At 69.2% G+C, this 13506-nt stretch carries 11 protein-coding genes; 5 read left to right on the top strand and 6 right to left on the bottom strand.

Annotated features, from left to right (window positions below; translation table 11 throughout):
• Positions 1-394 precede the first annotated feature (394 nt).
• A complete protein-coding gene (locus WMF19_RS04255; RefSeq protein ID WP_437897905.1) occupies positions 395-1828 on the top strand; it encodes a glucose/sorbosone family PQQ-dependent dehydrogenase in 1434 nt (477 codons plus the stop codon).
• Between the two features lie 38 nt (positions 1829-1866).
• Here the strand turns inward: WMF19_RS04255 and WMF19_RS04250 are convergent, their stop codons facing one another.
• Positions 1867-2004, bottom strand: a complete 138-nt coding sequence (locus WMF19_RS04250; RefSeq protein WP_437897904.1) for a hypothetical protein — start codon at positions 2002-2004, stop codon at positions 1867-1869.
• Between the two features lie 157 nt (positions 2005-2161).
• Here WMF19_RS04250 and WMF19_RS04245 point away from each other — a divergent pair, with 157 nt between their 5' ends.
• Entirely contained in the window at positions 2162-3853 is a 1692-nt protein-coding gene (locus tag WMF19_RS04245; RefSeq protein ID WP_437897903.1) for a CotH kinase family protein, read from the top strand.
• Between the two features lie 58 nt (positions 3854-3911).
• Here WMF19_RS04245 and WMF19_RS04240 read toward each other — a convergent pair whose 3' ends face one another.
• Both WMF19_RS04240 and WMF19_RS04235 read right to left on the bottom strand, forming a co-directional pair.
• Complete coding sequence (locus tag WMF19_RS04240) at positions 3912-4334, bottom strand: DoxX family protein (RefSeq protein ID WP_437327585.1); 423 nt, start codon at positions 4332-4334, stop codon at positions 3912-3914.
• A 97-nt stretch (positions 4335-4431) separates the two neighbouring features.
• Positions 4432-5334, bottom strand: a complete 903-nt coding sequence (locus WMF19_RS04235; protein WP_272097883.1) for a LysR family transcriptional regulator — start codon at positions 5332-5334, stop codon at positions 4432-4434.
• 257 nt (positions 5335-5591) lie between these two features.
• Here WMF19_RS04235 and WMF19_RS04230 point away from each other — a divergent pair, with 257 nt between their 5' ends.
• The gene (locus tag WMF19_RS04230; RefSeq protein ID WP_272097882.1) at positions 5592-6962 is read left to right on the top strand and encodes a glycoside hydrolase family 15 protein; all 1371 of its coding nucleotides are present in this window, start codon (positions 5592-5594) and stop codon (positions 6960-6962) included.
• Positions 6963-7100: 138 nt separating this feature from the next.
• Here WMF19_RS04230 and WMF19_RS04225 read toward each other — a convergent pair whose 3' ends face one another.
• The gene (locus tag WMF19_RS04225) at positions 7101-7511 is read right to left on the bottom strand and encodes a hypothetical protein (protein WP_437897902.1); all 411 of its coding nucleotides are present in this window, start codon (positions 7509-7511) and stop codon (positions 7101-7103) included.
• A gap of 58 nt (positions 7512-7569) precedes the next feature.
• Positions 7570-7755, bottom strand: a complete 186-nt coding sequence (locus tag WMF19_RS04220; protein WP_437897901.1) for a hypothetical protein — start codon at positions 7753-7755, stop codon at positions 7570-7572.
• A 271-nt stretch (positions 7756-8026) separates the two neighbouring features.
• On the opposite strand from WMF19_RS04220, the gene WMF19_RS04215 reads away from it, so the two are divergent.
• Both WMF19_RS04215 and WMF19_RS04210 read left to right on the top strand, forming a co-directional pair.
• Positions 8027-9022, top strand: coding sequence for an STAS domain-containing protein (locus tag WMF19_RS04215; protein ID WP_437327581.1), 996 nt, complete (start codon positions 8027-8029; stop codon positions 9020-9022).
• A 465-nt stretch (positions 9023-9487) separates the two neighbouring features.
• Positions 9488-10813 (top strand): trypsin-like serine protease, encoded by a 1326-nt coding sequence (locus tag WMF19_RS04210; protein WP_437897900.1) that lies wholly within the window; start codon positions 9488-9490, stop codon positions 10811-10813.
• Between the two features lie 73 nt (positions 10814-10886).
• Here WMF19_RS04210 and WMF19_RS04205 read toward each other — a convergent pair whose 3' ends face one another.
• The gene (locus tag WMF19_RS04205; protein WP_437897899.1) at positions 10887-13136 is read right to left on the bottom strand and encodes a prolyl oligopeptidase family serine peptidase; all 2250 of its coding nucleotides are present in this window, start codon (positions 13134-13136) and stop codon (positions 10887-10889) included.
• Between the last annotated feature and the right edge of the window lie 370 nt (positions 13137-13506).

Raw genomic sequence — 13506 nt, 5'->3', positions numbered from 1 at the left:
CGCTGGGGCTTCGAGCCGACCGGTGCAGCCATGTCTGCGCCAGGAACGACACAGTGGCTCGTCCGCGCACAATGTCGTCCACCAGTATCGCAAATCAACGTTGTCAGTGCAGACGAGCTCCAGATTTGCTATAGTAAAGACCTTACTCTAATCGGGGAGGGCACTACCGGATCTCATGCGATCCCCGGTTGCACGCCGAAATTTGCCCAACGCGTCCGCCACGCCGTGGCGCGGTGGGATCTGGTCAGCACCGATATTTGAAATCCCTTGAACAAGACAGGGAGGTGGTCCTATGTCGCCCTTTATCTCACGCAACCTGGCTGTCGTTCTGGCTCAAGTTGGTTTGCTTACCACGGCTTCGTGGAGCCTCACCGGATGTGACCAGGCGGGTCACGTGGACGAACCGCTCGAATCCGATGCTCAGGCCATCGTCACCGAGGAGGCCGACGAGGCCGGTGATACCGAGGATCTCGGCGATGGCGACGAGGCGTGCTCCGGCGAGGAGCCGACGTTCACCTCGCGCGAGATCGTACGGGATCTCTCGTTTCCGATGCGGATCGTCTGGGGGCCGGACGGCTACCTGTGGCTGACCGAGCGCACCGCGAAGCGGGTCGTGCGCGTGAGGCCGGAGGACGGCCTTCAGAAGACCGCTATCACCATCCCGGAGGCGTTCCAGTCGGGAGGTCAGGACGGGCTGCTGGCCCTGGCGCTGCACCCGGATCTGCTCAAGCACAAAGGGAAGGACTACGTGTACGTGTCCTTCACCTACAACGTCGCGGCAGATCCGGCGGTGGACCGCAGGACGAAGATCCGCCGCTACACGTACAACCGGGCGACCGAGACCCTCGGGAGCCCTGTCGACGTCATCACGGGCCTGCCGGGGAGCGACGATCACAACTCCGCGCGGCTCCTGTTCGGCCCCGATGGGAAGCTCTATTACACCATCGGGGATCAGGGGAACAATCAGTTCGCCAGGATGTGCAACCCGAACCGCGCGCAGGAGCTGCCCACGGCGGCCGAGGTCGCGGCGCACGACTGGTCGAAATACGTCGGCAAGATCCTGCGCTTGAACGTCGATGGCTCGATCCCGAAGGACAACCCGAAGATCGACGGGGTCCGCAGCCATATCTACTCATACGGCCATCGCAACGCGCAGGGCCTCACGTTCGGCCGGGGCGACAAGCTCTACGCGAACGAGCACGGGCCGAAGAGCGACGACGAGCTGAACCTCATCCAGGCGGGCAAGAACTATGGCTGGCCGTACGTCGCCGGCTACAAGGACGACCAGGCGTACACGTACGACAACTGGTCGGCCTCGAGCCCGACGCCGTGCAACGAGCTCTCCTGGAGCGACTTCGCGCCTCCCCCGTCCGTGCCGCGGCAGCTGGAGAGCGCCTTCAGCCATCCGGACTTCAAGGAGCCGCTCCTCACCTTCTACACCGTCCCCAACGACTACGTCTTCTTCGACTGGGCGTGCGGGTTCAGCCAGTACATCTGCTGGCCGACGATCGCGCCCTCCTCGCTCCACTACTACCCTGCCGGGCACGGCATCCGCGGGTGGGGGCACTCTCTGCTGATGACCTCCCTCAAGAAGGGCGCTGTGTACCAGGTGAAGCTGAGCCCGAACGGGAAGTCCGTGGAGGGCGAGCCCACCGTCCTCTTCCAGACCACGAACCGGTACCGCGATCTCGCGATGAGCCCGGATCGCAAGACCTTCTACATCATCACGGACACCACGGGGAACACGAGCGGACCGACCGGCGGCGTCACGACGGTCCTGGACAACCCGGGGGCGATCCTCGAGTTCAAGTACACGACATCGCACTGAGCCAGCAGACGGCGGGCGCGCCGCCGGCGCGCCCGCGCTCAGGCGCTCGCGGGCGCCCTGTGGAGCTGCAGCAGGTCCCTCGACGGCGCCCTGCCGGTCAGCCGGAGATCGTAGCGCTGCTGCAGGACCCGCAGCACGTTCGGCGAGAGGAACGCCGGCAGGCACGGCCCGAGCACGATGCCCTCCGGCGCTGCCCCGCGCCGGCCCAGGCGCAATCACGGCGCAGGGGTGCAAACGGTGCGCGCGCCCGAAACGGATAGCGCGGCAGCCCTGTGTGTCAGTAGAATGGAGGATCCTTGAACTCTGAATGAGGTCGAAGTGGAAAATCATACCATGGTCAAACGAGGGCGCTTTGCCCGGTTTCACCGTTCCATCTCGCTCGCCCTGATCTCTCTGAGCGTCGCTTGCGGCCAGGCACCGGCTGGCGACGGCAACGGCGACGGCAACGCGGCGCCGCCCCCGTCCCTGATCGGGGATGTGTCGTTCTCCACGCCCAGCCAGACATTCAGGGATCAGATCCAGGTGGGGATGTCCTCGGCGATCGAGGGGGCCGAGATCCGCTACACGCTGGACGGGCTGCTGCCGACAGCGTCCTCCACGTTGTACACGGGCGAGCCCGTGACCCTCACCGCCACGACGCAGGTCCGCGCGCAGGCGTTCGTGGGAGGCGCCGCGACCGGCGCGGTGAGCACCGGCCTCTACATCGCGCGCACGATCGACGCGACGTCCGATATTCCCATCGTGATCGTGGACGGTTACGGCATGGGCAAGCCGACCGACAAGGAGGTCTACTTCGACGCGGCGGTGATGATCTGGGAGCCGGTCGACGGCGTGGCGTCGATCGCCTCGCTGCCCACGATGGCGATGCGCGGCGGGTATCACGTGCGCGGTCAATCGTCGCAGAACTTCCCGCAAACGCCGTACAAGCTCGAGCTGTGGGGCAACGACGACAAGGACCTCGACTACCCGGTGCTGGGCATGCCCGCCGACTCGGACTGGGCGCTGATCCCGCCCTACTACGACCGCACGTTGATCCGTAATCCGTTCACGTTCACCCTCGGCCGCGACATGGGCCTCCAGGCGCCGCGCGTCGAGTTCGCCGAGGTCTATCTGAACTACGACGCGCGCGCCATCGGCGAGGCGGATTACCAGGGCATCTACTGGGTCTCGGAGACCATCAAGAACAACAAGGTCCGCACCGATCTCAAGGAGCTCAAGGAGACGGACCGGGGACTGCCGGACATCAGCGGCGGCTACATCTTCAAGTTCGACCAGGCGGCCGCCGAGGAGCCGAAGCTCGCCTGCACCGGGTCGGATCCGCTCCCGTCGTTCGGCGGGTTCGGCGGCCCCCGCCCCGACGAGGGCGGCACGTGCTGGATCGATCTCGAGGTCGTGGATCCCGATCCCCTGAACGACGAGCAGAAGACCTGGCTGACGCAGTACATCCAGCAGTTCCACGACAGCGTCCATCAGACGCCGATCGGCGATTACTCGTCGTACATCGACGTGCCGTCGTTCATCGACTACCTGATCATCAGCGAGCTGACGCTGAACGTGGACGCTTACGTGCGGAGCGCCTATTACTTCAAGGATCGCGATCAGAAGCTCAAGGCCGGCCCGCTGTGGGATTACAACTTCGCGCTCGGCGGCGTGGGCGCCCAGAGCGCGACGCCGCAATCGGGCGACGACACCGGCTGGCGCTTCAGCGGCACGAGAAACGTCAACAACTGGTATCGGAAGCTCACCGCGGATCCGAGCTTCATGGCGCAGGTGAAGGCGCGCTACACGGCGCTTCGCCAGACGCACCTGTCCGAGGCCGCGATCGAGCAGCGCATGAACAGGCTGAGCGCGCCGCTCTCGCAGGCCGTCGTCCGCGACTTCGCCAAGTGGCCGGTGTCGGACGTCATCGAGTCGAGCGAGGGATTCCTCGGCGGCCCCACCGCGCCGACGTGGGAGGGGCAGCTGCAGGGCATGCGCGACTTCCTGCGGGCCCGACTCGCCTGGATGGACGCCAACTTGCCGTGACGCGGCGCGAGCGGCCGCGCAGTTCGCGCGGCCCTCCTCGACCGTGCGCGGCGAGGCGCTAGCTGCGCTGCAGCCGGCTCGCGGCGAACGCGCCGTCGCCGAGCAGGGCCTGCGCGCCGAGCGCGATCATCAGGAAGGCGACGTACTCCCAGCCGCCCCCCTGGCCGGCGAACATCCAGCCGTTCGGCAGGTGCACGAGCAACGCGCCGATCATCACCGGCAGGAGCAAGAGCGAGACCAGGCGCGTCCTGAGCCCGGCGAGGAGCGCCGCGCCGCCGAGCAGCTCGGCGAGAAACACCGGATACGCCGTCCAGCCCGGAAAGCCGCTCGCCGCGAAGAACGCGACGGTGCCCGGCAGCGTGTACACGAGCGGCTTGGCGAGCGCGTGCGCCAGGAACACGGCGCCCAGCCCGAGGCGCAACGTCAGCGCGGCCAGCTCGGCCGAGCGGGGAACGGAGAGGATCGTGTCGACACGGTTCATGGGTGATGCCTCCATGACCCGATGAGTAAGCCCTGGCGCCGCGCCACGGTAGAGCGCGCCCGGGAACGAATTGTTCTCCGAGGAGAACGATCTGCCGCTACGCCCACGAGATCCCGCGGAACGCAGCCGCCAGGTGCTCGACGAGCCGCCGCACCCGCGCGGGCGGGCGCCGGCCGGCCGCGTGCACCGCGTAGATGCCCATGGGCCGGGGCGCGAACGCGTCGAGCAGCGTGACCAGCCGCCCGGCCGCGAGGTCCTCGTCGACCATGAAGCGCGGCAGCACCGCGAGGCCGATCCCGGACACGGCCGCCTCGCGGAGCGCCGTCCCGTTGCTCGCCGTCAGCGGGCCGGAGACGGGGACGGAGATGCGCCCGCCGGCCCCGTAGAAGCGCCACTCGTCCTCGACGCGCAGGTGGAGGTAGCGCAGGCAGTCGTGGCGCAGGAGATCCCCCGGCTGCTCGGGCCGCCCCCGCCGCTCGAGGTAGCCGGGCGCGCCGACCACGTGCAGCGCCGTCGTGGCGAGCTGGCGCGCGACGAGGCTCGAGTCCTTGAGCTTCGTGATCCGGATGGCCAGGTCGACGCGCTCCTCCACCAGGTCGACGAGCCGGTCGTTCAGCATGAGCTCAACGTGCGCGCCCGGGCTCGCCCGGAGGAACCGCGCGAGCGGCTCCGCCAGGTACATCTGCGCGAAGCTGACCGGCGCGTTGAGCCGGATGCGGCCCCGGTCGGCGTCGGACGCGCCCCGCACCGCGGCGGCGGCCTCCTCGAGCACGCGCGCGCAGCGCGAATAGAGGTTCATGCCGGCGTCCGTGACGGTGAGCTTGCGCGTGGTGCGCACGAGCAGGCGCTCGCCGAGGCGCTCCTCCAGGCGCGCGACCCGGGTGCTCACCATCGACTTCGACACCCCGAGCTCCGCCGCGGCCGCGGTGAACGAGCGGCGCTCCACGACGCGCGCGAAGCACAGCAGGGCGGGCAGATCGTCGAAGAGCGGGTCGACCATGCGCCCACTGTGCACGGCGGGGCGGATTGTTCGCAACGGCGAACATCCGGGGATCGGCGTCGCCCGCGGCGGCCCGGCGAACGCGCACAGCGCGGCGGACGGCCGGGGCCTCTTCGCGGAGCGCGATGCTCAGCGGAGACCAGACGACAACGCCGTGACGCTCCCATGGCCGGGTGACGCGGTGCGCGACCGCCGTACGCCTAGCGCGCGGATCGGCACCCCGCTATAAACGAACAAACCACGAGAGAGGGGGTTTCATGGCCAGCTCATTCAACTACCTGAGCACGAGCGTCGACGTCTCGTCCGTATCGTTCGACGCGATCAGCAAGTACATGCAGGTGCTCCTCCTGCGGAACTTCGCGACGGGGACCTGGGTCTTCAGCAAGGGCGCGATGCAGTCCGTCAAGGGGTGCGTGCTCGCGTCCCCGTCCCTGCCGGACGACAGGGGTCAGACCGACCAGGACTATGTGCACCACTGGATCCGGGACGCGGCCATCTGCATTCCGGAGGCGCTCGACAACCCGGTCTTCATGGCGCGGAACATCTGCGAGGATTACACGATGTTCTCGGCGCTGTGCCAGGAGAACGCCGAGCGAGCGAGCAGGTTCGCGCTGGCGTGCTTCCACATCGACGGCACCGTGCGCGACAACTGGACCTCGCAGACGGATGGCCCGGCGCACCGCATCCTGTCGCTCCTCGCCATCGAGGATCGGCTGTCGCTGCAGGCGCTCGCCACGGCCAGGTCCATCATCGAGAAGGACACCCGGTACCTCCTCTCGGCGTACAAGGAGCAGACGCACAACCTCTGGGAGGAGACGGCCGGGTTCAGCTTCTATGCCCGCTCCGTGCAGCGGAAGGCGTTCCTCTCGCTGATCGGCCGCGCCGACGAGCTCGGGCTCTCTCCGTACACCAACGACATGTGGGCGGCGGCAGAGTGGCTGGGCAGCCAGATGGCGACGCACCAGGGCACCTACGACGGGCAGCCGTACTACGCGTCCATCACCGGGCCGAACGGCAAACCCAGCGATGGGAGGGGAGCGACGCTCAACGTGGATGTCGTCATGTCGGTCGTCTACGGATCCACGAGCTGCGCGGACCCGGTGCTGCTCTCGACGGCTGCGCTGGTGCGCGAGGCGTTCGTCCAGGGCGACCTGCGGTACCGCATCAACGACGCCGATCGGGCGCTGCCTCGGAGCAGGGGGCCGATGATCGGGCGGTACCCGGAGGATACGTACGACGGCAACCAGTCGGATGCTGGTCCGGACGCCGGTCACCCGTGGGCGCTCACGACGTGCAACTTCGCGGAGCTCTACTTCATGCTCGCGGCGAAGATCAAGAGCTCGCCCGGCGCCGTGGTCGTGAACGCCACGACGCAGAAGTTCTTCGCGCAGGTGGGCGTGAGCGATCCCGCCGATCCGGACATCGCGGCGAAGCTGATCGACGCGGGCGACAGGATGCTCGAGGCGGTGATCTACCACTCCGATCGCCTCCAGCTGAGCGAGCAGTTCGATCGCGACAACGGGTATGAGTGCAGCGTGAGCGATCTGAGCTGGAGCTACGCCGCCTTCCGGAGCGCTGTCAGGGCGCGCGAGGCCGCCGTGGGAGATTTTCCGAGCCGCCACGGGTAGCCCGAGCGCGGCGCGCCCCTACGAGGTGCCCGGCGGCGAGGCTCGACCCATAGCGGGGTGCAGGTTGGTGCACTATGGGTTCAGCCGCCATGCAGGCGAGTGAGGCGTACCAAAGTACGCCTCAGCGAGCCGAACGACTCATAGCGAATCCTGACGGTTGAGGACGGCGTTGAAGACGACCGCCGGCACCCGCAGGCGCTCGTCGCCCTCGTAGAGCTGGCGCAGCTCGGCGAAGCGCGCGTCGGGCGCTCGGGTGATCGCGGCGAGCCGGTCGAACAGCGCGAGCTGGTCGTCCCGCAGGGGCTCGTCGGCGAGGAGGCGATCCAGCGTCCGGTCCGTCGGGCGGAGGTGGGACTCGCCGCGACGCTCGTCCGAGAGCTCCACGCCATAGGCCTGCGCCCAGTGCAGGTGCAGCAAGAGGCCCTGCACGACGCGCACGAGCGAGGCCACGTCGCCCGGCAGCTCGTCGAACCTGGGCGCGTGCGCGCCGCCGGACGTCATCGCCGCAGGGCGCGTGTAGAAGTCGAGGATCTCTCGGGGGGTCGTCATCGTTCGTTCTCCACGAGGTGAACCGTCCGGGGAGACGGTGTCGTCTGCCCGGAGATCTCTAGATGAAGACGGGAGGAATATCGACCTCTCCGAGCTGAAGAACGTCCGGTGGGCCGTATTCCGTGGCCACGATCGCCTTCATGTGCTCCTCGAAGCTGGCAAAGACCGATGGCGCCCTCGCCAGCCGTCCCCTCGCCGGAGAAGGGCTGATCAGCAGGCGAGGCGCCGCGGGGCGCACGCTCACGTACCTATCGGTCCTCCTTCATCTTCCGACGACAGCACGGTTCCGCCACGACCGGTCCGATGTTCACCGCTCGCGGTGAGCCCCTGGACGAGGCGGCGATCGAGCAACAGGAACCTGCCCTCGCTGTCGCCGGCTGCGCAGCGCTCGCCCGCTCGCCCGATGCGGCGCTGGACAGCGCGGCGCCGCTCGGAGAACACTCGGGCATATGGGATACGAGGGGGACGACGATCGCGCTCAGCTGGTTCGCCGCCTGGAGGCGATGGAGCAGGAAATGGAATCGCTGCGGGCGGACGCGCGCAGATGGCGCGCGCTGATGGCGGCGCGCTGCTTCAGCGTGTCGATCCACCATCCCGTCGGCAGGACCCACGCCGTCAATCCCGGCTGGGAAGCGCTCTGGCGGGCCCCAGCCGAGGCTTTCTTGCAAATGAACTACAACATGCTGGAGGACCCGCAGCTCGTCGAGAACGGCATCATGCCGCACGTCGAGCGGTTCTTTCGCGGCGAGGAGGTCGCGATCCCGCCGATCAGCTACGACACCGATCTCGTCGATGACCTCACGGGCAAGGCGGGCGGAGCGGTGTGGGTCTGCTCCTTCGGCGTGCCGGTGCCCGACGCACGGGACGGCTTCGAGGGCGTGCTGTTCCAGTTCGCCGTCCCGGAGGCGGCCGATATCCAGCACAAATACGAGGCCCTGATCGAGGAGCAGCGGGCGCTCCAGGCGTCGCTCGAGGCGCGGAACCGGGAGCTCGAAGAGACGGTGCGGGTGATCGCGGCGCAGCGGGACGCGATCCAGGCGATGAGCGTCCCGGTGATCCGCGTCGCGGACGGCGTGCTCTGCCTCCCCATCGTGGGCATGATCGACGACGCGCGGGCCAGCGCGCTCCTCGAGCGCCTGCTCGAGGCGATCGCCGCGCAGCAGGCGGCGCAGGTGCTGCTCGACATCACCGGCGTGCCGGCGCTCGACGCCCGGGCCGCCGCGCAGCTCGTCGGGGCGGCGTCCGCAGCGCGGCTCCTCGGCGCGTCCTGCACCCTGGTGGGCGTCTCGCCCGCGCTGGCGCAGACGCTCGTCGAGCTCGGCGTCGACCTCGGCGGCCTCGACACCGCGGCGACGCTGGCCGAGGGGCTGACCCGGGCCCTCGCCGCGCGCCGCGGGGCGGCGCAGCGGAGCGCGGCGGTCGCGGCGCGCGCGCCCGAGCGAGGCGAACGGGGAGCGGCGCATCGGCCGGCGGCGCTGCCCCCTGGAGAGGCTCCCTCCCGCAGGCGGTGAGCGCTCGTCCGGCTACGGCGCCGTCAACCCGATGGAGAACGGCGGGCAGGTGAGGTTCAGGCCGCGCCGCGTCCCGTGCAGCGCAAGGCCGGCGCGCGAGCAGAAAACTTAATCGGTTCATAAATCACCGCCGTGAGCGGACGGCGCGCCCCGCCTGACCCTGGATCGCGGCCGTGGAGGCGCCGGGGCGCCATGGCCGGCGCGGCGAACTGCGGGGGCACGGGCGGCGCTCCTTCGGTTGGCCTCCGGCCCCTGGCTCCTGCGACGCGGTCGTGGCGATCTGGCGACGGTATGCACGCCTTGCATGAGGTCCATGATGCATTCGAGTTGGAAGGGCGCCAACCGTCGCCATAAACACTCCCCGTCGCACCGATACGACGCGGGGGGCGCGAAGCGTCGAGACGCTCGGGGCGACAGGAGAAGCAACCAGTGCGCGCACCTGTATATGCTTTGCTCTCATTATGCTTGGTCGCCTGCAGCGTGGAGGGCTACGACGAGACCTCCGAGGAGATCGGCGCGGCGGATGACGCGCTGATCGGGGGACGACCGGCGCTCGAATCGGAGTATCCGTCGACGGTCCTCGGCCCGGGATGCACCGCGGCGAAGGTCGGACCGCGCCACTTCCTCACCGCCGCTCACTGCGTGGATGACGAGTACAACGCCACCGTGTCCCCGAGCTACGGGCCAGGCGGCTCCTACTGGGTCAGCGCCACCAACACGCCCCCGATTTGGCCCTACGTCGAGCTGACGATCGAGCAGACGTACATCCACCCGCAGTGGCTCGCGGACTGCGCCGCCGCGCTGGCGGGGGGAGCGACCGATTGCGCGGTCAACGTCCTGAACCCGGGGCACACGCCCGACCTCGCGCTCGTCGTCGTCAACGAGCTCTCGCCGACGATCCCGGCGGCCGTGGTGGACGGGGCGCCGGTCGCGGTGGGGGATCCCGTCGTGGCGACCGGCTACGGCTGCGAGGACCCGAGCGGCTCGGGCGGCGGTCTCTTCAAGCTCCAGGAGCTCACCGCGTCGGCCTCCTCGATCCTGAATCACCCCGGCTCCTACGTCTCCGGCCAGGACATCATCGACGTCGCGGCGGCGTACGTGCTCACGCCGGGCTACGCCAGCAGCACGAGCTACGCCAGCCTGTGCCCCGGCGACTCGGGCGGCCCGCTCTATCGCCAGAGCGCGACCGACCTCGTGGTCGTGGGCGTCAACGCCTATTACACGTTCCCGTCCGGCTGGAGCGGCCCGGCTCCCTCGCAGACCAACTGGCATACGCGGCTCGACACCGCGGCGCGCTACCCGGTGACGACGTGGCTCCAGGGCCTCGGCGTGAGCGTGATCAACGGCGGCACCGCGCCGACCTGCACCGACGGCGTCAAGAACGGCACCGAGACGGACGTCGACTGCGGCGGCACGTGCACGGCCGACTGCGCGAACGGCAAGGCGTGCGTCACCGGCGCGGACTGCACGAGCCAGAGCTGCGTGGCCGGCGTCTGCCAGCCCAGCACCGGGACGGCGCCGTGCAGCAGCCTGTGCACGGGGCCCACCGTGTACTCGAGCGCGAGCTACAGCTCGGGCAACCTCGGCACCGGCGCGCGCTGCTTCGAGACCACGGCGAGCCTGAGCGGCGCCAACTGCGGCAACTTCGCGGGCGGCCGGACGTTCGCTGTCAACGGCACGAGCGTGACGTGCAACGGCGGCAACATCACCCTGCCCGCGAAGCGGAACGGCGGATACTGCTTCCAGGCCTCCGCCGGAAACGAGGCGTGGGCCTACTTCACCAGCTGGTAGAGGGAGACGCGCAGCGAGCGAACCGCGGCCGCGCCCCGGGCGGGGGCGGCCGCGGCCGTTCCATCACCTTTCATCACCGGGGCGCCGCGTCCCCCTTGGCCGGCGGGGCGCCGAGGCCGAGCTCCTTGAAGAGGAACGCGAACACGTCGGCTTGCTGCTCGATCTCCTCCGAGAGCGGCGTCCCGGCCCCGTGGCCCGTCGAGCCGCTCGCCCGGAGCAGGATGGGCGCCGAGCCCGACGAGGCCGCCTGCAGCCGCGCCGCCATCTTCCGCGAGTGCCATGGATCCACCCGCGGGTCGTTCGCGCCGGTCAGGAACAGGATCGCCGGATACGCGGTGCCCTCCTTGACGTGGTGATACGGCGAGTAGGCATAGAGCGCCTTGAACTGCTCGGGATCCTTCACCGTGCCGAACTCGGTGACGTTGAACGCCCCGTTCGGCGTGAGCTCCACCCGGAGCATGTCGTAGATGCCGACGTGCGACACCACCGCCTTGACCATCTCCGGGTGCTGCGTGAGCTGCGCTCCCATCAGCAGACCGCCGTTCGAGCCGCCGAGGATGGCGAGGCGCTGTGGGCTCGTGATCCGCTCGTCGACGAGGTGCTGCGCGCACGCCGCGAAGTCGTCGAAGACGTTCTGCTTCCTCGTGAGGTTGCCGCCGCGGTGCCACGCCTCCCCGAACTCGCCGCCGCCGCGCAGGTTGGCGATCGCGACCACGCCCCCCTGGTCGAACCACAGCCGCCAGAGCGGGTTGAACCCGGGAGCCATGCTCGTCCCGTAGCCGCCGTATCCCGTGAGGAGCGCCGGCGCGGTCCCGTCGAGGGGTGTGCCCTTCCGGCGCAGGATGTTGATGGGAACCTTGGTCCCATCCTTCGATGTGCACGCCTCCCGGGCGACCTCCACGTCGGCATAGGAGACAGGGGCCGTCATCGCGAGCGGCGTCTTCGTCACCTTGCCGTCCCTGGCCGAGTACGCGAACCAGGCCCCCGGCTCGGTGTAGCTCACGCCGCGAAAGAGCATGTCGTCGCCCTGCATACGCACGAGCTGCCGCACCGAGGAGACCTGCGGGATCGGCACCGTCCCGAGCGCCTTGCCCTTCAGATCGAAGACGCGGACCTGCGACGGGCCGCCGAGCAGATCGCGGACGTAGAGCCGCCCTGTCGTGGGCAAGAAGTCCTGGATCACCGCCTCGCTCTCGGGCACGACGAGCTCCGCCCTGGCGAGGTCCAGCTTGCCCGGCGAGAGGCGCAGCACCTTGCCGCGCGGCGCGTCCTTGCGCGACAGGAGGTAGAGCCGGTCGTCGGCGCCGAACACGACCCGGATGACCTTGTCAGGCAGGTCGGCAAAGCGCGTCCACTTGCCCGAAGCGTCGAGGAGATAGTGCCAGTACTCGCCTCCATCCCCGTTCTGCACGCTGGCGAGCACGAGCTTGCCGCTCTCGCTCGTCGTGAGCTCCACCTCGGCGATGCGGGGGAATTCCTTGCCGAGCGCGTACTTGTCGTCCTTGTCCGGCGTACCGAGCTTGTGGAAGTAGATCTGCTGAAAGAAGCCCATGTCCTCTCGCGGGCGCTCCCCGGGCCGAGGGTGCCTGGTGTAGTAGAACCCCTTGCCGTCGCCGGTCCACGCCAGGCTGCCGCCCGCGGTGCCGCTGTTCGCGTAAGGGACGGTGTCGCCCGTCTCCTTGCCTGTCGCCACGTCGTAGACGCGCACGGTGCCGCTCTCGGTGCCGCCTTCGGACAGGGAGACAGCCACCTTCTTGCCGTCGCGCGAAGGGACGAACCAGTCGATGGTCGTGTGCCCTTTCGGGTCGATGACCTCTGGATCGACGAGGGTCCGCGCGGAGGCGGGGTCGTTCACGGCGCTCAGGACGACGAGGAAAGGCTGCTGCTTCGGCGGCTGGTTCTTGAGCGCGAAGATCCGCCCGCCGGCCTCGTCGAGCGCGTAGTGGTTCGCGGAGGTCGCCGACAGGATCTCCTGCACGCGCGCCCGGATGGCGCCGCGCGCCGGCACGGCGTCGAGGTAGGCGCGCGAGAGCTGGTTCTGCTCGGCGACCCAGCGCTCCACCTCGGGGGAGCTCGCGTCCTCCAGCCACTGGTAGTCATCGACGACCCGGGTGCCATGGTACTCGCTCGCCACGGGCCGCTTCGCGGTCGCCGGATAACGAAGCCGCCCCGGTCCGGGGGGCGCCTCCGGCGCGGCGTGGGGCGAGGTCGCGGCGACCGGGGACGCGGCCGGCTTGTCCAGCGGCCTCGACGCGGGGGCGCTGCACGCCGCGAGGAGCGGCAGCGCCAGGGTGACGGCGGGGGTCGTGCGCAGGCGGTTCATGTCGCCGACGCTAGCCGGCGACGGGGCGGTCACGGAAGAGGGCGAGCGACGTCGCGATCCTGCAACCGTGCAAGCCGGCTCCTCGCAGAATCGAAACCCGCCCGATCGGCGCCCGAGACATAAGTAGGGGATTTTCCGAAGGGTGTACCTGGTACGGAGAATGCTTAGTCCTGGACCAGCTCCGCCGGCGGCCTCCGCCTAACCCCCCGAGGCGCCCGGCGGCGCTGCTATTTTGTCCTCTTGATTTCGGGCAGCCGCTCTGGTCGCGGCGCCTCGGTGGTCGAGGCCGGTGGGCGCTGGCGTCCCTGCATCGATGGCAGAGGTCGCCTGGGTCCCGGGCACCGCGAGAGGCGCGGCGCCGTTCCTGCTA

It is taken from the genome of Sorangium sp. So ce124, assembly GCF_051525235.1.
Lineage (GTDB): Bacteria > Myxococcota_A > Polyangia > Polyangiales > Polyangiaceae > Sorangium > Sorangium atrum.
Note: the sequence above shows the minus strand (reverse complement) of the source record. Positions and strands in the feature narration are given on the sequence as shown.

What these genes read in the sequence shown, in the direction of transcription:
- WMF19_RS04245 (WP_437897903.1), top strand. Translation starts at nt 2,162, where the DNA reads ATGGTCAAACGAGGGCGCTTTGCCCGGTTTCACCGTTCCATCTCGCTC.
- WMF19_RS04215 (WP_437327581.1), top strand. Translation starts at nt 8,027, where the DNA reads ATGGAATCGCTGCGGGCGGACGCGCGCAGATGGCGCGCGCTGATGGCG.
- WMF19_RS04240 (WP_437327585.1), bottom strand. Translation starts at nt 4,334, where the DNA reads ATGAACCGTGTCGACACGATCCTCTCCGTTCCCCGCTCGGCCGAGCTG.
- WMF19_RS04230 (WP_272097882.1), top strand. Translation starts at nt 5,592, where the DNA reads ATGGCCAGCTCATTCAACTACCTGAGCACGAGCGTCGACGTCTCGTCC.
- WMF19_RS04225 (WP_437897902.1), bottom strand. Translation starts at nt 7,511, where the DNA reads ATGACGACCCCCCGAGAGATCCTCGACTTCTACACGCGCCCTGCGGCG.
- WMF19_RS04205 (WP_437897899.1), bottom strand. Translation starts at nt 13,136, where the DNA reads ATGAACCGCCTGCGCACGACCCCCGCCGTCACCCTGGCGCTGCCGCTC.
- WMF19_RS04235 (WP_272097883.1), bottom strand. Translation starts at nt 5,334, where the DNA reads ATGGTCGACCCGCTCTTCGACGATCTGCCCGCCCTGCTGTGCTTCGCG.